22 protein-coding genes are annotated in these 25,826 nt (G+C 41.8%); 19 read left to right on the top strand and 3 right to left on the bottom strand.

Annotated elements, in window-relative coordinates; all coding sequences use genetic code 11:
* Positions 1-74 precede the first annotated feature (74 nt).
* The 7 genes from OO007_RS05755 to OO007_RS05785 all read left to right on the top strand — a co-directional run bounded on the left by OO007_RS05755 (position 75) and on the right by OO007_RS05785 (position 6,025).
* Positions 75-1,448, top strand: a complete 1,374-nt coding sequence (locus OO007_RS05755; RefSeq protein WP_325808082.1) for an 8-oxoguanine deaminase — start codon at positions 75-77, stop codon at positions 1,446-1,448.
* Positions 1,445-1,990, top strand: coding sequence for a 2-oxo-4-hydroxy-4-carboxy-5-ureidoimidazoline decarboxylase (gene uraD / locus OO007_RS05760; protein WP_325808083.1), 546 nt, complete (start codon positions 1,445-1,447; stop codon positions 1,988-1,990). The genes OO007_RS05755 and uraD overlap by 4 nt, the downstream gene beginning before the upstream one ends.
* A complete protein-coding gene (uraH, locus tag OO007_RS05765) occupies positions 1,987-2,328 on the top strand; it encodes a hydroxyisourate hydrolase (RefSeq protein WP_325808084.1) in 342 nt (113 codons plus the stop codon). Before uraD ends, uraH begins: the two co-directional genes overlap by 4 nt.
* A 3-nt stretch (positions 2,329-2,331) precedes the next feature.
* Positions 2,332-3,507: a urate hydroxylase PuuD gene (locus OO007_RS05770; RefSeq protein WP_325808085.1), complete on the top strand. Its 1,176-nt coding sequence runs from the start codon at positions 2,332-2,334 to the stop codon at positions 3,505-3,507.
* Between the two features lies 1 nt (position 3,508).
* Positions 3,509-4,414, top strand: coding sequence for an allantoinase PuuE (puuE, locus tag OO007_RS05775; protein ID WP_325808086.1), 906 nt, complete (start codon positions 3,509-3,511; stop codon positions 4,412-4,414).
* Between the two features lie 84 nt (positions 4,415-4,498).
* Positions 4,499-5,500, top strand: a complete 1,002-nt coding sequence (gene alc, locus OO007_RS05780; RefSeq protein WP_325808087.1) for an allantoicase — start codon at positions 4,499-4,501, stop codon at positions 5,498-5,500.
* 30 nt (positions 5,501-5,530) lie between these two features.
* Entirely contained in the window at positions 5,531-6,025 is a 495-nt protein-coding gene (locus OO007_RS05785) for an ureidoglycolate lyase (protein ID WP_325808088.1), read from the top strand.
* Between the two features lie 179 nt (positions 6,026-6,204).
* Here OO007_RS05785 and OO007_RS05790 read toward each other — a convergent pair whose 3' ends face one another.
* Positions 6,205-6,975, bottom strand: coding sequence for an outer membrane protein OmpK (locus OO007_RS05790; protein ID WP_325808089.1), 771 nt, complete (start codon positions 6,973-6,975; stop codon positions 6,205-6,207).
* 584 nt (positions 6,976-7,559) lie between these two features.
* Here OO007_RS05790 and xdhA point away from each other — a divergent pair.
* The 9 genes from xdhA to OO007_RS05835 all read left to right on the top strand — a co-directional run bounded on the left by xdhA (position 7,560) and on the right by OO007_RS05835 (position 19,773).
* Positions 7,560-9,029 (top strand): xanthine dehydrogenase small subunit, encoded by a 1,470-nt coding sequence (gene xdhA, locus OO007_RS05795; RefSeq protein ID WP_325808090.1) that lies wholly within the window; start codon positions 7,560-7,562, stop codon positions 9,027-9,029.
* Positions 9,026-11,350, top strand: coding sequence for a xanthine dehydrogenase molybdopterin binding subunit (gene xdhB / locus OO007_RS05800; RefSeq protein ID WP_325808091.1), 2,325 nt, complete (start codon positions 9,026-9,028; stop codon positions 11,348-11,350). The genes xdhA and xdhB overlap by 4 nt, the downstream gene beginning before the upstream one ends.
* Positions 11,347-12,174, top strand: coding sequence for a xanthine dehydrogenase accessory protein XdhC (xdhC, locus tag OO007_RS05805; protein WP_325808092.1), 828 nt, complete (start codon positions 11,347-11,349; stop codon positions 12,172-12,174). Before xdhB ends, xdhC begins: the two co-directional genes overlap by 4 nt.
* Complete coding sequence (gene guaD / locus OO007_RS05810; protein ID WP_325808093.1) at positions 12,174-13,508, top strand: guanine deaminase; 1,335 nt, start codon at positions 12,174-12,176, stop codon at positions 13,506-13,508. The genes xdhC and guaD overlap by 1 nt, the downstream gene beginning before the upstream one ends.
* A 316-nt stretch (positions 13,509-13,824) precedes the next feature.
* Positions 13,825-15,411 carry an ABC transporter ATP-binding protein gene (locus OO007_RS05815; protein WP_325808094.1) on the top strand — a complete coding sequence of 529 codons (1,587 nt, stop codon included), beginning with the start codon at positions 13,825-13,827 and terminating at the stop codon, positions 15,409-15,411.
* Positions 15,401-16,522: an ABC transporter permease gene (locus OO007_RS05820; protein WP_325808095.1), complete on the top strand. Its 1,122-nt coding sequence runs from the start codon at positions 15,401-15,403 to the stop codon at positions 16,520-16,522. The genes OO007_RS05815 and OO007_RS05820 overlap by 11 nt, the downstream gene beginning before the upstream one ends.
* On the top strand, positions 16,522-17,442 hold the full coding sequence (locus OO007_RS05825; protein WP_207907031.1) for an ABC transporter permease: 921 nt from the start codon (positions 16,522-16,524) through the stop codon (positions 17,440-17,442). Before OO007_RS05820 ends, OO007_RS05825 begins: the two co-directional genes overlap by 1 nt.
* A gap of 44 nt (positions 17,443-17,486) precedes the next feature.
* Positions 17,487-18,548, top strand: coding sequence for a BMP family ABC transporter substrate-binding protein (locus OO007_RS05830; RefSeq protein WP_325808096.1), 1,062 nt, complete (start codon positions 17,487-17,489; stop codon positions 18,546-18,548).
* A 217-nt stretch (positions 18,549-18,765) separates the two neighbouring features.
* Entirely contained in the window at positions 18,766-19,773 is a 1,008-nt protein-coding gene (locus OO007_RS05835) for an adenosine deaminase (RefSeq protein ID WP_325808097.1), read from the top strand.
* Positions 19,774-19,929: 156 nt separating this feature from the next.
* Here the strand turns inward: OO007_RS05835 and betC are convergent, their stop codons facing one another.
* Together betC and OO007_RS05845 are read right to left on the bottom strand one after the other, a co-directional pair.
* Complete coding sequence (gene betC, locus OO007_RS05840; protein ID WP_325808098.1) at positions 19,930-21,480, bottom strand: choline-sulfatase; 1,551 nt, start codon at positions 21,478-21,480, stop codon at positions 19,930-19,932.
* A 43-nt stretch (positions 21,481-21,523) separates the two neighbouring features.
* Complete coding sequence (locus tag OO007_RS05845) at positions 21,524-22,510, bottom strand: Bug family tripartite tricarboxylate transporter substrate binding protein (RefSeq protein WP_325808099.1); 987 nt, start codon at positions 22,508-22,510, stop codon at positions 21,524-21,526.
* A 121-nt stretch (positions 22,511-22,631) separates the two neighbouring features.
* On the opposite strand from OO007_RS05845, the gene OO007_RS05850 reads away from it, so the two are divergent.
* The 3 genes from OO007_RS05850 to OO007_RS05860 are packed head-to-tail and all read left to right on the top strand — an operon-like array spanning position 22,632 to position 25,788.
* A complete protein-coding gene (locus OO007_RS05850; protein WP_325808100.1) occupies positions 22,632-23,807 on the top strand; it encodes an ROK family transcriptional regulator in 1,176 nt (391 codons plus the stop codon).
* The gene (locus tag OO007_RS05855) at positions 23,804-24,301 is read left to right on the top strand and encodes a tripartite tricarboxylate transporter TctB family protein (protein ID WP_325808101.1); all 498 of its coding nucleotides are present in this window, start codon (positions 23,804-23,806) and stop codon (positions 24,299-24,301) included. The genes OO007_RS05850 and OO007_RS05855 overlap by 4 nt, the downstream gene beginning before the upstream one ends.
* Before the next feature lie 2 nt (positions 24,302-24,303).
* Positions 24,304-25,788, top strand: coding sequence for a tripartite tricarboxylate transporter permease (locus OO007_RS05860; RefSeq protein ID WP_325808102.1), 1,485 nt, complete (start codon positions 24,304-24,306; stop codon positions 25,786-25,788).
* The last annotated feature ends 38 nt before the right edge of the window (positions 25,789-25,826 follow it).

The following is a 25,826-nucleotide window of genomic DNA, read 5'->3' on the forward strand; positions in this document are numbered from 1 at the left end:
ATATAAAATTTGCATTTCGCCATGCTTACATAAACGTACTAGTTAATTAAAACGAGGCACTTCAGACTCAATTAATGAATATTTGGATAAAGAACCCGCTTGCAATTTTTGTTGGTGGTTCCGGAAACGGTAACGGTAACAATAGCGATAAGAACGAGTATGCTAGAGGCATTGTTATAAAGGACAATACAATCCTTGAAATACTCTCTCTGGATGAAAAACCCTCAGTACAAGTTGATCAAATATTTGATGCATCAGAGCATGTTGTTTTACCCGGATTAATCAATACTCATCACCATTTCTATCAAACACTGACGCGTGCATTTCCAGATGCTCTAAATAAGGAATTATTTCCCTGGTTAAAAAGCCTTTACCCTGTTTGGGCGGGTTTGAATGAAGAGATGATTCATGTATCTACCCGACTTGCCAGTGTTGAATTATTGTTATCGGGTTGTACCACAGCGGCGGATCATCATTACATTTTTCCTGAAGCGGCTAGAGAAGCGCTGGATGTTCAAGTTGATGCAATTAACACGGTGGGTATTCGAGCAACCTTGACACGAGGCTCTATGAGCCTAGGTGAAGATGAGGGTGGCTTGCCTCCCCGTAATACTATTCAAACTGAAGATGCGATTCTTGCCGACTGCGATCGGGTTATTGGCCAATACCACGATGCCAGTGAAGGCTCGATGATACAAGTTGCTTTGGCTCCGTGCTCACCGTTTAGTGTGACCGAAGATTTAATGAAACAAAGTGCAATATTAGCGCGTGAGAAAAAGGTACGTTTACATACACATCTTGCAGAAACTCATGATGAAAATGATTTCTGTATGAAAATTTTTGGCGTGCGACCTGTTGATTATCTCGAACGTGTTGGCTGGATGTCGGATGATGTGTGGCTAGCACATGGGATCCATTTTAACGATGAAGAAATCACTCGTTTAGGAAAAGCAAAGGTTGGTGTAACGCACTGCCCAAGCTCTAATATGGTATTGGGCTCGGGACAATGTCGTACCCTGGATTTAGAAAAAGCAGGATGTCCAGTGGGTTTAGGCGTTGATGGTTCAGCATCCAGTGATTGTTCTAATCTGATTCAAGAAGTGAGACAAGCGATGCTATTGCAGCGTCTACATTATGGTTCTGTGGGCGTGACTCACTTTGATGCATTACGCTGGGTTACGAAAGGTTCTGCACAATGTCTGGGACGTGATGATATTGGTGAAATAGCCGTCGGCAAGCAAGCTGATCTAGCATTCTTTAAATTGGATGAAATCCGTTTTTCTGGTGCGGGTGATCCACTGGCTGCATTGTTATTGTGTGGCGCTCACGCAGCAGATCGCGTTATGGTTGCGGGTGAATGGAAAGTTAAAGATGGTGAGGTTGTTGATCTTGATCTTGCTGAATTGATGGCAGAACATACTAAAGCGGCAAAGGTGTTGGCACAATGAATTCATCAACAAAAAAAGGCCTGAAAGTAGGGGGGTGTAGTTTCATTAATCAGCTTTCTAAAGAACAGGCTCTTGATCTATTTATGCAATGCAATACCAGTCAGAAGTGGTGCATGCGAATGGAACAGAGTCGTCCTTTTTCAGATTCTCAATCCTTGTTAGCAACAGCCGATCAACATTGGGAACTCTCTACTGAAGAAGATTATCTGGAAGCTTTTGAAGGGCATCCTGAAATCGGTGATGTGTCTACGCTTAGAGAAAAATATCGCAATACAGAAAAGCTGGCAGGGCATGAGCAGTCTGGCGTTAATACAGCCAATGAGAATACATTGGAGTTATTGACTCAGGGAAACCAGGATTACAAAGAAAAATTCGGCTTCATTTTTATAGTGTGTGCCACCGGTAAAAGTGCGGAAGAAATGCTGGAACTTTTACTAAAACGCTTACCCAATAATAGAAAACAAGAACTTGAAAATGCAGCTGAAGAACAACGCAAAATAACCCAGATTAGATTACTTAAATTACTAGAGGAAAAAGCATGAGCCAAATAACTACCCATGTTTTAGATACGGCGGTTGGGAAGCCCGCAGAGGGAATTGATTTAACCTTATCTCAATTAGTCAATGATGAATGGCAGTTACTGGGCGCAGGAATAACGAATAGTGATGGACGTGTGTCTAATTTATTGGCGGATGAAATCAAGCTGGATGCTGGCAGATACAAAGTCTTGTTTGTGACAGAAGCCTATTTTCAAAAACAGAAGATAGAGGCTTTTTATCCCTATGCTGAAATTGTTTTCGATATAACGGGTGACGGAGAGCATTACCACATTCCGTTATTACTCTCTCCTTTTGGCTATTCAACGTATAGAGGAAGTTAATTCATGGAAGCTCATATCGCAGAATGGCTCAATCTTTTAGTACGCTGGATACACTTTATTGTCGGTGTGGCATGGATAGGTGCATCGTTTTATTTTAACTGGCTGGAAAACCATTTAAATCGACAGGCGCCACAAGAAAAAGGCATTGATGGTAACTTATGGGCCGTTCACGGAGGTGGTTTTTATCACCTGAAAAAATTTGAAAATGGACCTGATAAGCTTCCGGAAGTATTGCATTGGTTTAAATGGGAAGCCTATATGACCTGGGTCAGTGGCATCACCTTGATGTGTATTGTTTACTATTACAATGCGCAAGCGATGATGATTGATCCTTCCGTGCTTGATATATCGCCTTTCCTTTCTATTTTGATTGGTATTGGAAGTCTGGTGGTGAGTTGGGTAATTTATGATCAGCTGTGTAAATCATCTTTAAAAGAAAACCCGAAATTATTAGGTGCGTTAATCTTTGTTTTTCTTGGAATGTTAGCGTTTATTTTAAGCCTGCTATTAAGCCCGAGAGCATCTTATATTCATGTCGGTGCAGCCATTGGGACAATCATGGCAGCCAATGTGTTTTTTGTGATTATTCCTTCTCAAAAAGAACTGGTGAAAGCGCTATCTGAAGGGCGTACACCAGACCCGAGTTTTGGCGCGAATGGTTTATTACGTTCACGACATAATAATTACCTAACTTTGCCAGTGTTATTCATCATGATCAGCAATCACTTCCCGAGTACTTATGGTAATCAGTATAACTGGTTAGTTCTCATTACTGTGTCAGCGGTGGGTGTTCTGGTTCGTCATTACTACAATATTCGTCATTTGCATAAAGCGGTATGGATGTTACCCACGGCATTATTCGGATTTATTATGATTGTAATGGCGACAATGCCTGCGAAACAAGCCGCAGTTGAAGATGCGAATAAAGTCACAACTGCGCAAATTATGCCTATAATCACCCAGCGTTGTGCAAGTTGTCATAGTGCTAAACCGACACAGCCCGGTTTTGCGGCACCACCCGCTGGGTTGGCTTACGATAAACCCATTGATGTTGAAAATAATGCGGATAAGGTCAATACTCAGGTGATGCAAAAAATCATGCCCTTAGGTAATCTCACTCAAATGACCGATGAGGAACGCGAACAGGTTAGTCTCTGGTATCGGTCTTTGGAGAAATAGCATGAAATATCCTCGTGACATGATTGGTTATGGAGCGAATCCACCACATCCCCAATGGCCAGAAAAGGCGCGTATTGCCGTTCAATTTGTCATCAATTATGAAGAAGGCGGGGAGAATTGCATACTGCATGGTGATGATGCCTCTGAGCGCTTTTTGTCTGAAATAGTCGGTGCTGAGGCCTATCAAGACATGCGGCATGCCAATATGGAATCTATATATGAATATGGTTCGCGTGTAGGTTTTTGGCGTTTACATCGAATGTTTACCGATCGAGATTTACCCGTTACTGTTTTTGGGGTTGCAATGGCTATGGAACGTAATCCTGAAGCTGTAGAAGCGATGTTAAAAGCAGATTGGGAAATCGCCAGTCATGGCTATCGCTGGATTGATTACCAGCATCTTCCTATTGCACTAGAGCGAGAACATTTACATAAAGCGATAGAAATCCATGAGGCGGTTACAGGCTCCAAACCATTGGGCTTTTATCTGGGGCGTGCTAGTCCCAACACAGCTAAGCTGGTCGCCGATGAATTTGATTTTGTCTATCACGCAGACAGTTATGCCGATGACTTACCCTATTGGGATAAGCAATATTCGAAAGAACAACTTGTCGTTCCATACACGCTGGATTCTAATGATATGCGTTTTGCCACGCCTCAGGGGTTTAATAGTGGCGATCAGTTTTTTAGTTATCTAAAAGACAGTTTCGATTTTCTTTACGAAGAAGGCGAAACCCAGCCTAAAATGTTATCAATAGGTCTGCATTGTCGTTTGGTTGGACGTCCCGGTCGTGCTGCAGCGCTAGCTCGCTTTTTGGATTATATTCAAACTAAGGAACAAGTCTGGGTAACCCGTCGAATAGATATCGCCAAGCATTGGCAAGAAAATTTTAGTGTTAATGCTTAACTGCTATTTTAGAACAGACTAAGTAAAAACAAGCTACATTTAAAGCAAAAGACATTTTACTTTATCTCTGGAATTCATAAAAAAATGATTAAACAATTTAAACAGGACTTCATCAATCTTGCATCAGCTAATCTAGGTGCGATCGCGCTTTATGCGACGGATGACTTTTTTGCTGCCAAAGAACGTTTATTACACGATAAAGAGCCTGTATTCATTGAAGATAAGTTCGATGATCACGGCAAGTGGATGGATGGCTGGGAATCACGCAGAAAAAGAACTCCAGGGCATGACTATTGTATCGTTAGGCTAGCTCGTCCCGGTTATATCGGTGGTGTTGTTATCGATACTTCTCACTTTAGAGGCAATCAGCCGACAGATGTCTCAATAGATTATTGTTACTGTGAAGGTGTCCCAAGTGAAAAAACTGAATGGGCGACGTTGCTTGCTAAAACGCCAGTCAATGAAAATGACGTTAAAGCGTGTAAAGTAGAATGCGAACAAGTGGTTAGCCACGTGAAGTTACATATCTATCCAGATGGTGGTGTTGCACGTTTAAGAGTGTATGGACGACCACAATGCAACTGGGATGATGTAATTCCTAGTGAAGTTATGGATTTAGCGGCGGCTCTAAATGGTGGGAGAGCCATTGCCTGTAGCGACGAACACTTCGGCATTATGAATAATATTATCTTTCCTGGGAAAGGTAAAAATATGGGTGATGGTTGGGAAACGTCGCGTCGACGTGGGCCTGGTCATGATTGGGTTATTATTGCATTAGGTCATGCTGGTCATCTTAAAAAAGTGGTTGTTGATACTGCCTTTTTCAAAGGTAACTATCCTGATCGTTGTTCCATACAGGCAGTTTGTTTAACTGATGCATCAATGAACACTGATGAACTTATTGAGCAAAGCCAGAATTGGCCTGAAATTCTCACTGAGCAAAAACTAGAGATGGATATGGAGCATAATTTTATAGATCAGATTAATGATATAGGTGCAGTTAGCCATGTACGTCTGAATATCTATCCAGATGGTGGTGTCAGTCGCTTTAGGCTTTATGGAACCATTGGCAACTGCAATAAATAGGTAACTGCGAGAAATAGGAAGTCAAAAAATATGATTGAATTAACCGCTAAACCGTTAACCGCACAAGCATTTTCAGCGTTTGGAGATGTCGTCGATATTGAGAGCGCCAGTAAAACGTTTTCCATGAATTATGATATGGCTACCCGTTATTACGATCTTGCAGATATAGATGTTAATGATAACGGCGGTAACACCTGTATTAGTCTGGTCAAATCAAAGGCCGTTAAATTACCGTTTGAAGCCACGATGATGGAATATCATCCATTTGGTAGTCAGCTGTTTCATCCCTTGGGCGATATTCCATTTCTGATACTGGTAGCTCCGCCCGCTGAAAAACTGGAAAGCGATAAGCTCGAATTATTTATCAGTAATGGCAGGCAAGGAGTGAATTACCACAAAGGCGTATGGCATCACTATTTAATACCCCTTCAAGAAGACAGTGATTTTATCGTCGTTGATCACATAGCCGATGATAACAACTGTGTTGAAACGGAGCTGGGCACTAAGGTTGTGTTGAAGCTTTAGTAAAAAAGTGCCCCAAAGGTGGGGGGTGACTTATAATCTGTATTCTTTGTTTTTCATTCTTTTTGATCTAATTATGATTTGCTTTAGTTATAAATTCCCCTTAGAAAGAGGAATTTATAACGACATTAGTTTTTAGTTATAAATAATAAGCAGATACTGTTTACTTTGATATGACAGGCTTAGAACGTGAATTTTACCATTGCTTGTGTGACATCTTCGTCCACATTTTTAACGCCGAATTTATTTCTCCATATTTGTTGCTCGATACCCACTTGTAAAGATTTTCCGAGATTTAGCATTAAGCGTGGTGCTGCAACGATATTGTCTTCTTTCGGCGCACTGCCTCCTTTTTCAGCAAACGCATAATCGAGAAAGCCTTCAAAATTCCACTTTGTAGAACCTAATGTAAACGGACGATTCCAGGTCAGTGTGACCTGTCCACCTAGATCAGTGTCATCAGCAGCAAAATCGCGGTCACTTTGGCGTGCATATAAATTCACATTAGCAAATGCAAAGCCCGAAATATCTAGAGGTAAACCTACACCTACTAAGTAACCACGGGTCCCTTGCCCCATTTCCAGTGTCGTAGATACCATCACGTCTTTGACAATGCCAAAGGACATATCTTTACCCGTTATTTTCCCAAGAGAAAATCGAGGTGAAAACTCACTGTAATAACTCGTTCCTTCGCTAAAAGGTTCAGTCACGTCGATGAATAAAAAGCTATCGCCGTATTTCCAGCCGAGTGCATTTTCAAACGTAAATATTGTACGATTTTTATCGCCAAGCTCATAACCACTGCCATTTAGCAGTTGTACATTGGTGGAACTCCAATCAGCCGCATGAGTGGAAAATGTAGAGGCCAGACATATACTGGCTATGGCGGCTACTTTAGTTAAACTAGATTTAAGTATTGTAGATAGTTTTTGTGATGAGAGATTTAAAGGCATTGCATATTCTCCTGATAGATGACGATATGAATCATTGAGTAAAAACTTGAGTAAAAAATAAAATTGGAAAAGTTGTTGACCAATCAATAAATAAAGTCAGCAAGTACTATGCCAAATGCTGCGGGTGCACAATATTTGTATAGGAGGGCTTTAGTAGGACTATAGTAGGGCTCTGGCTGAGGTGTTTGTTCAAATCGAGATAAATTCTAATTGCTAATTCATGCACTGTTCTGGGTGTATACATATATGTGTTTGCACTATTCTGGGGTAATGTATTGTTGTTAGCTGGACCTCTCTAGAGTCTGGTTAGTAATAAGCTTGCTAAATTAAGGCAAAATGAGGATGGTGTAACTGGTATGAATCTTGCTTAATTACTTATTGGGATAATGAAGTACGGTTGGATCTGTACACCTTTAATTAAGCGTTAGATTTACGTTTTCTTCTGAGCTTTTTATGCATGATTATTATAGATAATTCGGTCTACAAAAAATTAATCTCTGCTATCCTTTACTATGAATACTATCAGTTGAGATGGTATAAATTTTTAACGTAAACAATATGCATTTGATGGAGTTTTGTTTTAAGTGATTCAGTTTGTTCTCAATAATAAATTGACTCAGCTTGAAGATATTCGAGCTGACAAAACCCTATTAGATTTTTTACGCACAGATCAAGGACTGACAGGCTCGAAAGAAGGTTGTGCTGAGGGTGATTGTGGCGCGTGTACGGTTGTCATTGGCGAACTTGTCAATGATGAACTTGAGTTGAAAACGGTTAATGCCTGTATTCAGTTTGTTCCTACACTTGATGCTAAAGCTGTTTTCACCGTTGAGTATTTGCGTCAAAGTGATGGGAGTTTGCATCCGGTTCAGCAAGCAATGGTCGATCAACATGGATCGCAATGCGGTTTTTGTACACCCGGTTTTATTATGTCATTGTGGAATGTTTACAATAAACATCAAGCCGAAGGCAGCAAACCCGAACAGTCAGAAGTCAGAAGCGCCTTAACTGGAAATTTATGCCGGTGTACGGGCTATCGTCCCATACTTGATGCAGCACAACAAATGTTTGAGTTGCCTCCGGTTGAATTTAAATCTGATGATTTATGCAATCAGCTACGTAATTTAAAACGTGAATCCGCACTCAGCCATAACTATAAAGATTCTCAATTTTTTGCACCTAAAACTATCCATGAATTAACTGAGCTACGTGCTCAATATCCCGATGCAACCATTCTCGCTGGTGGCACGGATGTCGGTCTTTGGGTGAATAAACAATTTAAAGAACCGAATCCGATCATCTATATCGGAGAAGTTACTGAACTAAAGCAAATTTTAGTGAAAGATGAATCGTTGAGAATAGGTGCTGGAGTGTCGTTAACCGATACGTATAAAGTGGTGTCAGAATATTATCCAGAGATGGACCAGATGTGGGAGCGTTTTGCTTCACAGCCGATACGTAATGTCGGAACCCTGGGTGGCAATGTCGCTAATGGCTCACCCATTGGTGATTCCATGCCTGCACTAATCAGTTTGGGCGCTGAAGTTGAATTGCGTAGCACTTCGGGTTCAAGAACGTTGTTGCTCGAGGATTTCTATCTCGATTATATGAAAAAAGATATGCAGCGAGATGAAATCGTAGAAGCTATTTATCTGCCTTTACCTGTTACCGGACAACAGTTCCGCTGCTATAAACTTTCTAAACGTCATGATTCTGATATCTCCGCAGTATTCGCCGCGTTTGCGCTAAGCTTGAAAGGCAATACCGTCGAGAGTTGTCGAATAACATACGGTGGCATGGCTGCAACGTCCAAGAGAGCAAAACAGACAGAGCAGAGTTTAGTCGGGCAGGAGTGGAATGAGTCGAATGTTCGCACTGCGATGAAGGTGATGCAGCAAGACTATGCGCCAATGACTGATATGCGCGCGAGTGATAAAAACCGCATGCAATCGGCGACAAATCTGCTCTATCGTTTTTATCTGGAAACGCGTTTGGTGAACCCATTAACCAACGAAAGCCTCAATGTGTTTGCCAATACGAGCGTGAATTCATGAGTCAGTCATCCCAAAAATCCCATCCTCACGAATCCGCGCATTTACATGTGTCAGGTGAAGCGGTGTATGTGGATGATATTGCTGAGGTCAACGGAACCTTGTATGCGGCTCTGGGTTTAAGCGAGCGCCCACATGCATTAATCAAATCCATGGATTTATCCTCCGTTGAAGCCGCTGAGGATGTGGTCGCAGTATTAACTGCCAAAGATATTCCGGGCGATAACGAATGTGGCCCGATTGTTCAGGATGATCCTATTCTTGCCGATGGTTTGGTGCAGTTTGTAGGTCAGCCAATTTTTGTGGTTGTTGCCAAAAATTATATGGCGGCACGTCGCGCAAGCGTATTAGCAAAAGTCGAATACGAAGATTTACCTGCAATCATGACGCCACAGGAAGCTAAGCTTCAGGGTTCATTTGTGGTTCCGCCAATGCAGTTAGTACGTGGCGAACCCGTAAAGAAACTCAAGGATTCTCCGCTTCGAACTAAAGGAACATTCTATGTAGGCGGGCAGGAACAGTTTTATCTGGAAGGCCAGATCTCCTACGCCATTCCGAAAGAAGATAATGGCATGCTGGTGTATTGTTCGACACAGCATCCTACTGAAATGCAGCACTTGGTTGCGCATTCAACTAAGCGTGACTTTAATCAGGTACTTATCGAAACGCGCCGTATGGGTGGTGGCTTTGGTGGTAAGGAATCCCAATCCGGCTTGTTCGCCTGTGTCGCCGCGGTATGTGCTGATCACCTTAAATGCCCAGTAAAAATTCGTCTCGATCGTGATGATGACTTTATGGCTACGGGAAAACGTCATTGTTTTTACTATGAATACGATGTTGGCTTTGATGAAGATGGACGAATTCTTGCAGCCAAAGTTGAAATGGTTTTGCGTTCGGGCTTTTCAACTGATCTATCACCACCGGTAGCAACCCGTGCGGTATGCCATTTTGATAATGCTTACTATCTGAGTGATGTTGAAATACACGCGATGTGTGGCAAAACCAATACCCAGTCAAATACCGCATTTCGAGGCTTTGGTGGTCCACAGGGAGCCATCGCGATTGAAAATATTATTGATAATATTGCACGTGACTTAGGTAAAGACGCTCTGGAAATCCGTAAAGCTAATTTTTACGGCAACGCTGAGCGCAATGTTACGCCTTATGGTCAAACGGTTGAAGATAATGTCATTCATGAGCTGGTTGACGAGTTAGAAAAAACCAGCGATTACGCCAAGCGTCGTGCTGAGATTAAGGCTTACAACGAAACAAGCCCAATTCTAAAAAAAGGTCTAGCACTGACCCCCGTAAAATTCGGGATTTCATTCAATGTGGTGCATTTCAATCAGGCAGGTGCATTAGTCCATATCTACACCGATGGTTCTATTCTGGTGAATCATGGCGGCACTGAAATGGGGCAGGGACTCAATACCAAAGTTGCACAGGTTGTTGCGCTAGTGCTTGGTGTTGACTTAAGTCGAGTACGAGCTACAGCCACAGATACCAGTAAAGTCGTTAATACTTCGGCAACAGCGGCATCTTCCGGAACTGATTTAAATGGTAAAGCCGCCGAGAATGCTGCCGCACAGATTAAACAGCGTTTAGCAGAATATATCGCCCATAAGTGGGGGGGTGACATTCAAGATGTGGTATTTGAAAATGATACGGTCAGTCTTGATATACATTCGATATCTTTCACAGAACTCGTTGTAGAAGCCTATGAAAACCGTATACAGCTCTGGTCAGATGGCTTTTATAAAACCCCAAAGTTGAATTGGGACAAGGATAAGTTACAAGGTCGACCTTTTTTCTATTTTGCCTACGGTGCAGCCGTTTCAGAAGTGATTGTTGATACTTTAACCGGCGAAATGAAGTTGCTCCGCGCAGATTTATTACACGATGCCGGTAATCCAATTAATACAGCGATAGATATCGGTCAGGTAGAAGGCGCTTTTATTCAGGGCATGGGTTGGCTTACGACAGAAGATTTGTGGTGGAACCCGAAGGGCAAGCTGATGACGCATGCACCTTCCACCTATAAAATTCCTGCTGTTAACGATTGTCCAGACGACCTTAGAGTGAAACTTTTTCATAACCCGAATCACGAGGACACCATACTGCGTTCAAAAGCTGTGGGTGAACCACCGTTACTATTGGGTTTCTCGGTGTTTTTTGCGATTCGCGATGCGATAGCTAGTGTCGCTGATTACAAAATTAATCCACCTTTAGATGCGCCTGCGACTCCTGAAAGTATTATGAATGCCATTAGCGCCATAACTTATAATGTTGATGAAACTGATACAAACAGCGGAGCAAAGTCTTGAACTGGGTTCAGGCGATGGCGAAGCTAGAATCTGAAGCACAAGGGTTTGTGTTGCTCACGGTGATGGCTGTTCGCGGTTCCAGTCCACGCGATACGGGCACAAAAATGGTGGTTTCTGAAGGTGAAACTTACGATACCATTGGTGGCGGTGCGCTGGAGTTTCAATCTATCGACATTGCACGTGAGTTATTGAAATCCAATAAATTACAGCAACATACCGAGCGTTTTAATCTGGGAAAAGATTTAAAGCAATGTTGTGGTGGCGTGGTTTCAGTCTTTTTTGAGGTATTTCCCGCCAGTGATTTTGTGCTCAATATTTTTGGCGCAGGGCATATCGGTCAGGCATTGGTCAAGATATTGGCCGAGGTAGATTGCAAGGTAAACCTGTTCGATTCCAGACCAGAACTGCTCAGTGGTATTGATGCGAGAAATGTTCAAACAATCCATTTAAAACAGCCAGAACTGGCAGTCGAATCGTGTCCTGAGAATAGTTATTTTCTGGTGATGACACACGATCATGCACTCGACCAGCAACTCTGCGAAGCAATTCTAACCCGTGGTGATGCAGTCTATTGTGGTGTCATAGGTTCGAGTACCAAAGGGCTAAAATTTAGACAGCGTCTATTAAAGAAAGGCTTTAATCAGGATGAACTGCAACAGTTGACATGCCCCATGGGGTTGCCCGACTTAAAGACTAAAAAACCAATGGAGATTGCTGTTTCGATCATGGCTGAATGTCTGTTGTTAAAAGAAAAGCAGCAGTTAGATTATGCTCGACTTGAAGATGATATAAACAAGATAGTCAGCATAGAGAGCAGGGATTAATGACAATTTCATCTTCAGTTAAAGATTCTGTTACTGCTCATCGCGGCGAAATATTGCATTTTTTAAGTGATCCTCAATATCAGTCTTCAACCGAAACAAAAGAGAATAGCTGGCAGTATTTTAAAGATGGTTTACTGGTCATTGATAGTAATGGTCAGGTGCAGTCCTGTGGTGAAGCGGAAGCGCTACTCAAAGCATTGCCCGCTGATGCTCAGATTACGGAGCACCTTAATTGCCTGATCACTCCCGGTTTTATTGATACGCACATTCATTTCCCACAGTGTGAAATTATCGCATCTTACGGCGAACAATTGCTTGAGTGGCTCGAAACCTATACTTTTCCTGCTGAATCGAATTTCTCTGATCCGGAATATGCAGCAGAAATAGCCCGTTTTTTCCTCGATCAGTTACTGTCGAATGGAACCACGACCGCGTTAGTTTTCGGCACGGTACACCCACAATCCGTCGATGCATTCTTTAACGAAGCACAACACCGAAACTTACGCATGATTTGCGGCAAAGTGATGATGGACCGACACGCGCCAGATTATTTACTGGATACACCCGAAACGTCTTATAGCGAAAGCAAACAACTGATTGAAAAATGGCACAATAAAGATCGTTTGCGTTATGCCGTAACGCCTCGATTTGCACCGACCAGCACCCCGGAACAATTAGAAGCAGCAGGGCGTTTGTTAAAAGAATTTCCGGATGTGCATTTTCAAACGCATCTTTCTGAAAATAAAAAAGAGTGCGAATGGGTACACGAATTATTTCCAGAGAGAAAAAACTATCTGGATGTTTACGATCATTATGATTTGCTTGGTAAACGATCTGTTTTTGCGCATGGTATTCACCTGGACGATGGCGAATGGCAACGACTTGCTGAAACGGACTCGTCTATATCGTATTGCCCGCGTTCAAATCTTTTTATCGGTAGTGGTTTGTTTAATCTGCATAAAGCACAACAGCACAAAGTGAAAGTAGGTTTGGGTACCGATGTTGCCGGCGGGGACAGTTTCTCAATCCTGCAAACGATTAACGAAGCCTATAAAATTCAACAACTTCAAGACCAAAGCTTATCTGCATTCCAGTCTTTGTACATGGCAACACTCGGTGGCGCTAAAACACTGGATTTAGACGATAACATTGGGAACTTTGAACAGGGTAAGGAAGCTGATTTTGTGGTGATGGATTATCAGGCAACGCCGTTGCTGAAATTTAAAATAGAACAATGCACTACGTTTGAAGAGAGTCTGTTTTCATTATTGATGTTGGGCGATGATCGTTGTGTTAAAGAAACCTATATTATGGGTAAGAAGTATTATGGGTAAAAAGTATCATGGGTGAAAAGTATCATGGGTGAAAAGTCCAATAACAATGACTTTTATTCATTCATGAAAAAATAAAGCCTCTAAAGTAGGGGGGTGGGTACAATCGATATGGGTTTAATACAAGTGTATTAAAAGCGTAATAAAAGTCTAATAAAAGTGTAATTAAGAAATATATTCTTAAAACGATTAAAGGCACCTCCCACTTTGAGGGCATTTTTTAATCATTTAAGGAAACATTATTAGATTTATTGCAAATGTATGAAATTCATTTGTTTTTTAACGGTACAATTTTAGATTAATCTGGATAGGGAAACACATGGCTCAACCATCTGAGTATTTGCTAGAACTCACAGGAATGCGTAAAGCATTTCCGGGTGTACTCGCTACTGACAATGTTGATCTGAAAATCAGACCTGGCGAAGTGCACGCTTTACTCGGTGAAAATGGTGCAGGTAAATCCACGCTGGTAAAAATGATTTACGGTATTTTGAAGCCAGATGCCGGAGAAATTAAATTTAATGGAAAAGCAGTCAATATCAAGGCACCCGCCCATGCCAGAGAGTTGGGCATTGCAATGGTGTTTCAACATTTTTCACTATTTGATTCATTAACCGTCGTCGAAAATATATCACTGGGGATGGATCATGCGAGCAGCATGAGAGAACTGGCAGAGCAGATCACCGAAGTATCCCAGCGTTATGGTTTGCCTCTTGATCCGGATCGTCACGTTTATACCCTGTCCGTAGGTGAACGCCAGCGTATTGAAATCATTCGTTGTTTATTACAAGAACCCAAGCTGCTGATAATGGATGAGCCAACCTCGGTATTGACACCGCAGGAAGTGGAAAAATTATTTGTTACCTTAAGACGTCTGGGTGAAGAAGGGCTGGCAATACTCTATATCAGTCATAAGCTCGATGAAATCAAAGCACTTTGTCATGACGCCACCATTTTAAGACTGGGTAAAAAAGTCGCCACTGTATCAGTTGATAAAGAAAGTACCGGCTCACTTGCTGCAATGATGATGGGCGAAGAGATGCAGGCATTTCAACACCCGGAAAAACCAATCCTTGGTGATATCCGTTTAAAAGCTAAAAACCTGAATATGGTAGCGAAAGATCCACTGGGTATATCGTTAAAGGATATTAACCTGTTAGTCCACTCAGGTGAGGTGGTAGGTATTGCAGGTGTTGCAGGTAATGGACAGGATGAATTATTGACCGCACTCAATGGCGAGCATTTAACTGAATCTGGCAGTATCATTATAGAAGGCGAGCAAGTTGGACATCTTGGGCCGAATAAGCGACGTTTAATGGGAATGGCAAGTGTGCCAGAAAAGCGTCTCGGTCACGGTGCGATGCCGGATATGAATTTAGTCGATAATGCTTTTTTAACGGCTTATGAACGCCTCGACTTCATCAATCATGGCTTTATTGATTATGGCAAAACCGAGCAATATGCCAATAAAGTGATTAAAGATTTCTCAGTGAAAACCCCTAATGCCGAAGTCCCGGCGGCGAGTCTTTCAGGGGGGAATTTACAGAAATTCATTATGGGGCGAGAGTTCGACCAGAATCCCAATATTTTGATTGTTTCACAACCCACCTGGGGAGTTGATGCAGGTGCTGCACAAACGATACGTGAAGCGATTCGTAAAATGGCTTCGAAAGGTGCAGCTGTTCTGGTTATCTCGCAAGACCTTGATGAATTGATGGAGATATCAGATCGCATGGGGGCAATCTGTGGCGGAGTGCTTTCCAGTTTTTACCCTATTGAAGAGATCACGGTTGAGAAAATGGGCTTGTTAATGGCAGGTGTTTCACTGGATGACAGTGTCACAGACGACGTTAGAGATAATGCCAATAACGATATTACAAACAAGAGTAATAAAAATGCTACCTAGATTGATTAAACGACAAGCGCCATCGAAAGCGATGGTTTTTTTGTCACCAATACTTGCACTATTGCTAACCTTATTAGCCAGTGTTGTGTTGTTTCTGATTATGGGTGTGTCACCTTCAGCAGCGTTACACGCATTTTTCGTCGAGCCTATTTCGAGCATATATGGTTTAACCGAGCTGATGGTAAAAGCCACACCTTTAATACTTATCGGGGTCGCTTTATCACTAGGGTTTCGTGCTGGAGTGTGGAATATCGGTGCTGAAGGGCAGTTGATACTCGGTGGCATATTCGGTGGTTCAACTGCATTGTTTTTCTATGAGAAAACAGGCTTTTACATCATTCCTTTAATATTGATTATGGGAGTAATAGGGGGGATGTTATGGGCCGGAATCGTGGCTTTTCTAAAGACCCGATTTAATGCGAATGAAATCCTCACAAGTTTGATGCTTAGTTATGTAGCTGCATTGTTATTAAACCTTTTGATTCATGGACCTTTAAAAGATCCAGATGGTTTTAATTTCCCCGAATCACGCTTATTCAGTGACTCCGCGTTGTTACCTATTTTGTACGATGGCACCCGTTTACACCTTGGCGCCATAATCGCTTTATTTTTTGTTGGTATCGGCTGGATATTACTTTCTCGAACCTTGCTCGGTTATCAAATTAAGGTGATGGGTGATGCGCCAGCAGCCGGCGAGCACGCGGGTTTTAGTCATTCCAAAATAATCTGGACGACCCTATTAATTAGTGGTGGTGCTGCGGGGTTGGCGGGCGCTATCGAAGTCTCTGGACCGATAGGGCAGCTATTACCCAATATTTCCCCGGGTTATGGTTTTGCCGCGATTATCGTCGCTTACGTTGGACGATTACATCCTCTGGGTGTGCTATTCGCGGCTTTATTGCTTGCACTGTCTTATCTGGGTGGAGAAACCGCACAGATGAAACTCAATTTGCCCGTTGCGGTGACCGGTGTTTTTCAAGGCTTATTACTCTTTTTCTTATTGGCCTGTGACGTGTTGATTCAATACAAGATTCGAACCTCAAAAAAGTCTGAGTCGACGTTTGCACCAGCAGTTAAGTCATCAATAAAATCTACAAGCGAGGTAAAATAATGGAGATTTTAGTTGCAGCAATACTGACAATTATCACCGCAGCAACGCCGTTATTATTTGCCGCGTTAGGCGAATTAGTGACAGAAAAATCCGGGGTGTTGAATCTTGGTGTCGAAGGCATGATGGTCATGGGTGCAATTGTCGGTTTCGCGGCAGTGCATTTTTCTGGCAGTGCCACCGTGGCTATTTTTGCCAGTATGGTAGCGGGTGCGTCGATGGCTGCAATTTTTGGTGTGCTAGTGCTGGTGTTTCATGCCAGCCAGGTACCTACAGGATTGGCGCTAACAATATTCGGGATAGGACTAAGTGCGCTGGTTGGACAAGGCATGATTGGTGTGGCTTATGACGGCATTCCACAACTTCATATCCCGGTAATCTCTGATATTCCAGTGATCGGTGAAATCTTCTTCAGTCAGGATGGGCTGGTCTATCTGTCTATATTTATGGTGTTTGCTGTAATGTGGTTTATGAATAAAACCCGTGCAGGATTGATTCTCAGAGCCGTAGGAGACTCCCACGATGCAGCGCATGCGATGGGCTATTCAGTGCTTAAAATTCGATTTCTCGCGGTAATATTTGGCGGTGCGATGGCAGGTGTCGGTGGAGCGTACTTATCTTTGGCTTATTCTCCGCTGTGGGTAGAGCAAATGACAGCGGGTCGCGGTTGGATAGCGCTAGCCCTAGTGGTATTCGCAAGCTGGAAAGTCAGGCGCGTATTAATGGGTGCCTACCTGTTTGGTGGAATCTCTATTTTACAACTTCACGCTCAAGCGCTAGGTATTGCTGTGCCTTCGCAAGTGATGTCGATGCTACCGTATCTCGCCACTATTTTAGTACTGGTTATTATTTCCCGAGACCGTTCAAAAATTAAACTAAATGCCCCTGCAAGTTTAGGCAAACCTTTTCATGCAAGTCGATAAATATCTGCTAATATTTGATTCACCCAAACCCTGAAGGAGTTAAAATGATTAAAAAAATTCTTACATCTGTTGCAATTGCCACCTGCTTGTCAGCCGCTGGTATTGCTAACGCGGAGACGAAAGTTGGTTTCGTTTATGTCGGTCCCATTGGAGACCATGGCTGGTCATACCAGCACGATCAAGGGCGCTTAGCGCTTGAAAAGGAATTAGATGTAAAAACCAGCTATGTTGAGAGTGTTCCAGAAGGCGCTGACGCAGAACGAGTTATTCGCCAGATGGCAGCAGATGGCAACGAAGTGATCTTCACTACCTCGTTTGGTTATATGAACCCAACACTTAAAGTAGCGAAGAAATATCCCAAGGTTAAATTTGAACATGCCACTGGTTATAAGCGCTCAGCAAACGTAGGTACTTATTCAGGACGCTTTTACGAAGGACGTGCAATATTAGGCACGATCGCAGGTAAAATGACAAAGTCGAATATCATCGGTTATGTTGCTTCTTTCCCGATTCCAGAAGTTATTCGTGGTATTGATGCAATGACGATTGCTGCACGTAAAGTCAATCCAGATGTCACCGTGAAAGTTGTTTGGGTAAACTCATGGTTTGATCCTGGAAAAGAAGGTGATGCGGCCAAAGCATTGATCGACCAAGGCGCAGATATCATCACGCAGCACACCGATTCTCCAGCACCACTACAAGTTGCTGAAAAACGCGGTGTTTATGGTTTCGGTCAAGCTTCAGATATGAAGAAATTTGCACCTAAGGCACAACTGACAGCAATCATTGATGATTGGGCTCCTTATTATATCGAACGCGTAAAAGCAGCCATGGACGGAAGCTGGGAATCAGATGATACCTGGGACGGTCTAAAAGCAGGGATGGTAGTCATGGCTCCTTACGGAGATGCAGTACCAGAGGATGTTCGCGAAATGGCTGATAAAGTAAAAGCCTCAATTATTGATGGTAGCTTCCACCCATTCCAGGGCCCAATCAAAAACCAGAAAGGCGAGATCGTTGTGAAAGAAGGCGAAACTATTTCTGATGGTGATTTGTCTAAGCTGGATTGGTATGTTGAAGGGGTAGATGGAACCATCCCAAAATAAAAATTTAGGCACAGAGCACTTATCTTTTATCCCAACTCTTCGTTGTTCCCGTACTCGAATGGTCACGTATAAGTATACGCTCACATTCTGCGTGCGGGAGCGCCTTGATTTGAAATAAAATCTAAGCACTCTGAGTCAAAATTTATGTAGTATTCAATAGGAGCGGTTAATATTTTAGCCGCTCTTTTTTGTTAATAAATTTATAAAGCGAAACTCTATGAAATCATTTATTGCTGGCTTGCCTAAAGCCGAACTCCATTTACATATTGAAGGTACATTTGAGCCAGAGTTGATGTTTAAGCTTGCTGAGCGAAATGGTATTACATTGCCTTATGAGTCTGTTGAAGCTTTGCATAAAGCTTATGATTTTAATCAGTTACAGGACTTTCTGGATATTTATTATCAGGGGATGAACGTGCTTCAGACCGAGCAGGATTTCTATGATTTAACCTGGGCATACCTTGAAAAGGTGAATGCAGAAAATGTACGCCATGTAGAAATTTTCTTTGATCCACAAGGGCATGTTGATCGCGGTGTGGCGTTCGAAACGGCTTTGAATGGTATCCACTCGGCATTGCAAACGGGTCAAGATAAGTTTGGTATTACATTTGGCATTATTATGTGCTTTCTACGTCATCTGGATGAAGATGATGCGTTTAAAACCTTGGAATCTGCATTAGCGCATAATGATAAAATTATCGGAGTCGGTCTGGATTCATCAGAAATGGGTCATCCGCCTTCTAAGTTCCAAGGTGTGTTTGCCAAGGCTAGAGAAGAAGGTTTTCATATCGTGGCACACGCAGGCGAAGAGGGGCCACCTGAGTATATTTACGAAGCGTTAGATCTATTGAAAGTTGAGCGTATCGATCACGGAAATACCTCAATGAGAGACCCTGCATTACTCAAACGTTTATCTGATGAGCAAATGCCATTAACGGTTTGCCCATTATCAAACACAAAACTATGTGTAGTGGATGATATGAAAAATCACCCGTTACCGAATATGTTAGCGGCTGGCTTAAAAGTTACGATTAACTCTGACGACCCTGCTTATTTTGGTGGCTATTTAAATGCGAATTACGAAGCGATTAGCGATTTGATCAATAACGATAAAGAAAATCTCGCACAACTCGCCAAGAATAGTTTTGATGCAGCATTTATTTCTGATGCAGAGAAACAGCGTTTGAATGCTGATGTTGATAGTTATTTAGAAAATAATAAGTAACAAAACTTTAGAGAGAAGAAAGAAATCGCAGAATAACTATTAAGTCACCCCCCTACTTATAAGTACATTTTTAAAAGATTACGCAAAGTATCTATAAAAAGAGCTGTAAGTAGGGGGGGGATTTAACTTAAATAGGCGTATATCAAATATCTGACTTTATTTTATATAAGGTGTTGGTTCGATATACGGATAACGTGCTTTGGCTTTGGTGCCTACGGCACTGTCGTTACGTATAAATCTATTCGAATCATCAGAGTCATAGCAGAACGCCCAGTTTGGGTTTCCATCTGTCGCACTTTGAATAAACAGACGCTCTTTCTGGCTTTGAATGCATTTATCATTTACCTCATCAGGATTCCAGTCTGATAGCAGTTCAGCTTTAAGTTGAACTGCAGTCTCTGAGTAATCTGGGTTACCAATAAGATTATTTAATTCGTTCGGGTCGTTATCTAAATCGTACATTAAATCAGGATGTTCGTGTGTGTAGATAAACTTGATATTGTCACGACGTAACATGCGGCACGGGGCAATCACTCCTTCACCTGTATATTCTGAAATAACTCGGTTATTCCAGTTCTCCGTATCTCCTTTCATCAATGGTAATAATGAGTTGCCATCCTGAATAGTCACAGGTTCTGGGACTTTTCCGTTGGTGGCAATGTCCATAAAAGTTGGAAGTAAATCAACAAGTGATACTAGCTCTTTAACACGTTTTTGCGGTTTCATACCAGGTACTTTAATAATCATCGGTACAGTCACCGACCATTCATAGAAGCTCTGCTTAAACCACATACCACGTTCACCAAGCATTTCACCATGGTCAGAAGTAAATACGATAACTGTGTCATCTTCTAATCCCAGATCTTCGATAGTATCAAGAAGGTGGCCTACTTTGTCATCGATATAGGTACACATTCCATAGTAAGCGTGTCTAGCATCATGAATATTTTCATCGCTGACATTATGTAAGTCCCCGCCATGTGCATAGTGTAACCAGCGGCTCATAGGATCCATGTCGTCAGGTTCTATTTGTGGAACGGTTGGCATTTTTACATCATCGTGGTCATACATATCCCAATAATGCTGAGTGGTAATATAAGGTGAATGAGGATGGGTAAATGAAACCCATAAAAGCCATGGGTTATCAGCATTAAAACGGGCGAGGTTATAAAGTTTTTGCACGCCGGCGTGTTCGACTTCTTCGTCATAGTCCATTTGTAGACCACGGACACAAACACCTGAATCAACCACGGCACGCATGTTGATGCCGGTAGGACGATATCGTTCTCCGACTACCCAATCGGGAGTCCATGCGAAATTAGAAGGATAAATATCAGTGGTAATTCGCTCATTAAAACCATGAACCTGATCAGGGCCAATGAAATGCATTTTACCGCACAGCACCGTGTGATAATCCTCTTCACGTAGGTAATGAGCCAACGTCGGTATTGACGCTGGCATTTCAATGGCGTTATCCCACAGTTCCAGAGCATTGGCAAAACGTCCAGCCATCATTGATGTTCGAGATGGAACACATAGTGGGAAATTGCTATAACTGTTTTCAAAAACAGCCCCTTCTTTAGCGAGACGGTCAATGTTAGGTGTCTTGACTAAGGGGTGGCCGTATAGTGATAAAGCTTTAGCTGTCATTTGATCAGCTTGAATGACCAATATGTTAGGTGCTTTTTTTGTTGCTTCAGAGGACATATTATTTACCTTTATTAAACTACTTACTGTTATTGATTCTAGATTATTCGATTGTCATACCGAGCTTTTCAGTCAGCGCTTTGAATGCTGAATACTGCTTTTCAACAAAAGCTTTGGTATCGGTAGGGTTCTGTATATACGGTGTTGAGCCAAGACCTTTTGTCATATTATTCCAAGCCTTATCATTCTTGAGGCTTTCAAGTACACCTAGCCACTTTGTCACGACTTCTTCCGGTAATTTTGGTGGACCCCAGACGCCACTCCATCCAACAATAGTTTCAAGACCAGGATAACCAGATTCCGCAACAGTTGGTACATCACTAATACTAGGTACACGTTCTGGAGTTGTTACTGCAATGGCGCGCATTTTACCCGCTTGTATATTGCCAATAACGCCTGATAAGTTTTGGAACATCATGTCCACATGACCACCAGCTACAGCTGCAGCCGCTTTCCCTCCACCTTTGTAAGGAACGTGTTTCATGGCATTTGCATCCATACCGAATTGATCCATTACCATCGTCATGGCTACGTGCAAAAGAGTGCCAACCCCTGCTGATGAGTAGCTTGGTTTCTTTCCAGATTCGATTGCTTTTTTTATGTCATCCAGTGTTTTGTATGGTGAGTCTGCATTTACAACGAGAACAAAAGGGTTTAATTCTAGTAAACCAAGAAATGTGTATTCATCCCATTTGTATGGAATAGTTCTGTTCATTGCAGGTACAACCGCTTGGGAGCCAACACGAGCTAAGAGTAAGGTGTAACCATCAGCTTTCCCCTTTGCTACCGATATTGAACCTGTTACTCCACCAGCTCCAGTACGATTAACAACCAGTATTCCTTGTCCTAAATAACTTGTTGCATTAGCAGAAAGTGTTCTCGCAGCTAAGTCTGCAGCGCCACCTGGGCCATAGGGTGATACGAGTGTAACGGGTTTGGTTGGATATTCAGCAGATGCTGATTGCATAATCAATAGCGGTATGAAGGCTAATGTAACCATAAGCCCAACAATCCTTTTAGTGTATTTCATTGGTTTCTCCTTTGGGGTTTATTGATGTCATTTTTTAAGTCTGTGTTTGACATCTGGTAAAAACAATATATTATTTACTTACTGCAAGCAACTAAATAATTAAATTATGATACTTAACCTTGTGCAAACTGATGAAGATTTAAGTGAACGTGATCGTAATCGCCGAGCAATCTTGGCCGAGATTATGTTTAGAGGGCCAATTGCAAGAGCGAAAATAGCCGATCGCATTGGATTAACAGCAGCAACAGTGTCGAGAATCAGTCGTGAACTGATAGATGGAGGAATAGTAGAAGAGGATCAAGCATCGGAAGACCCAAATAGACGCGGCAGGCGTTTTATAGGTTTGAAAGTAAGGCCTAAAGGATGTTTCGTGGCTGGTATTTCAATCAATGCATTTCGTCAGGATATCGTTTTGGCAGATATGTCCAATGCTGTGTTAGCGAGTCAAAGAATTCATATTGGTGACCTTAGTAACCCAGAAGAAGTATTAACAAAAAGTGTTAACGAACTTAATAAACTCATTGATAAAGCTGATGTTAATAGAGAGCGTTTGATAAGTTGTGGGGTAGCAATTACTGGAGCGATAGATCCCGAAAAAGGAATTTTAAGATCATCGCCAGCATTAGGTTGGAGCACCGTAAACGTTTCTGAAATTATTGGTCAAAATCTTGATATACCTATCTTTCTCGAAAGTATTCCCAATGCTAAGAACTTAACTGCACATAGTTTTGGATCCACTCAAGATGTAAATAATGTTTTGCTTTTTAATGCGTCATTGGCAATAGGGTGCAGCATATTGCTTGATGGTCGTTTAATTCGAGGTTCCAAAGGTAATGCCGGTTTAATCGAAAATATGAATATATGGGATCATGATTCTCATAAATATAAATCAATAGATCAAATCGCAGGTGGTATTTCTGTTCTGCAAAAAGGAGAAACTTCGATTAGCAATAATCCGGGCAAATTAGCAGAGAAATTAATCAATATTATAAATGCCGGTGACACTGTTGATAAGGATACAGCCAAGCGGCTTGAACGAGCTGGAAGTGCTTTAGGCTATGTAATTAGTATGTCGCACGCGTTATTACATCCAGATGTGATTCTAGTTTCAGGGCCTCTAGTTGAGAGTAATATTTATTGTGATGCAGTAAGGCAACGTCTTAAAAGTCTAAATAGCGCTGATTTTATTCATGACCGTTTACGGTTTCATCCAATGTCTAGTTATGAATCGGCACAATCCCTCGCAATTTACCAGTCACTGGTTCAATGTAAAATTTCTCAGAAGCTAAACAAATGAAAACTAATCAATTTACAGGCCTATTTATTATTATTTTTGGTGTTTTTACTTACTTTGTATTGATTCCGCATGGAATAAAAGTACCAAAAAATCTCGATAACATAATGTTATCTCCCGCCTTTTGGCCAACAATAATTACCGCGGTCATATCACTTATGGGTGTGTTGTTAATGATTCCAGAAAGAATAAAACCTGAAACGGATGGCAAAGGTGATCATGAGGACGATGAAAACCGCACTCCTTGGAAAACAAGAATTCCAAGATTAATGGTTATTACGGTGGTGCTTTTTGGATTTTACTTTTTCATAGAACAGCTTGGCATGGTAGTGCCAGGTATTATCATAATTTTCTTTTTAATGGTGTTTGCAGGGTATCGGCGCTGGTGGTTGATGGTAATGCTGTCAATTTTAGTACCTGTTATTTTGTATCTTTTTTTCGTGAATGTCGCGAATATTCCGATCCCGTTAGGTGTCTTTGAGTCCTGGAGGGGATAATCATGATTGATAATTTACTACAAGCGTTTTCTATTTTTCTGACCTTTGAAAACGTTGCAATCGTTTTTATAGGTGTATTAGTGGGTACTATTATAGGTGCAATCCCTGGCATGACGACCCCAATGGGTGTTGCACTTGCTTTACCCTTTACTTTCACTATGCAACCAGTAACAGGAATTCTGTTACTGGTAGGTATTTATAAAGGGGGGCTTTATGGAGGTTCGATAACGGCGATTTTAATAAAAGCCCCTGGTACTCCTGCGGCATCTTGCACGGTTCTGGATGGTTACCCTTTGACGCAAAAAGGTGAGGCCAGGAAAGCATTAGATATAGCTCTTTATGCTTCTGTTTTTGCGGACTTTTTATCAAATTTGGCATTGATTTTATTTGCCGGATTGCTGGCAACGTTTGCTCTGAAATTCGGGCCACCAGAGTTTTTTACACTCATTGTATTTTCTTTAACCATTATTGCAGGTGTTTCTGGTGATAATTTAGTAAAAGGAATTATTTCAGCCTCTTTAGGGTTGATGTTGGCAACCATTGGTTTAGATTCGATTTATGGCACTAATCGTTTTATTTTTGATAATTGGAATCTGATGAGTGGTTTAAATTTCATCCCAGTATTAATTGGCTTATTCGCTTTACCTGAAATTATTCATTATTTTAGTAAAAATGCATCAAGACGTGTCCATACGGTCGTTATGTCAGGTGTGGGTGCGGGTATGAAAGAATTTAAGAGGTGCTTTAAATCAATTTTTCGGGGAAGTTTGATCGGCGTGGTATTAGGTGCAATTCCAGGCATAGGGGGCGCTCCAGCGGCTTTTTTGTCATACAGCGAAGCACGTAGAACATCAAAAAATCCTGAAAACTTTGGTAAAGGTGAAATAGAAGGAGTTGCTGCAGCTGAAGCCGGAAACAACGGTGTTGCAGGTGCAACCTTAATTCCATTACTAGCACTGGGAGTGCCGGGAGATGTAATTACGGCGGTTATTCTTGGTGCCTTCATGATTCATGGCTTAAGACCTGGACCTTTGATGTTTGTAGAAAACTTACCCATGATTTATGCCTTATTCATTGGGATTATGTTGAGTAGTGCCTATCTGTTTATTATTGGTAAATTCTCAATCAAAGCTATTAGTCGTATTTCAGAAGTTCCAAATAGCGTGTTATATCCGATCGTTGTGGTGTTATGTATGTATGGTACTTTCGCTATTAATAATAGTACTTTTGACGTTTTGGTAATGCTTGTTATGGGAATTCTAGGCTATCTGATGATGGTGTTTAAATTCCCTGCGGCACCATTTTTAATTGCTTTTATTTTAGGTCCATTACTTGAAGATAACTTCAGGCAATCCATGGTGCTTTCTGAAGGTGGTCTGGGGATATTAATACGAAGTCCTATCTGTTGGTTCTTCTGGGTGTTAACTGCAATCTCAATATTTCTTTTAATTAAGAGTAAACAAAAGAATATTCCGCTTGCTGGCTGATTCTTAATGAGAATAAAGCTAATAAAAAGTCAACCCCT

This window comes from Cocleimonas sp. KMM 6892, from assembly GCF_035798195.1.
Taxonomy (GTDB): Bacteria; Pseudomonadota; Gammaproteobacteria; order Thiotrichales; family Thiotrichaceae; genus Cocleimonas; species Cocleimonas flava.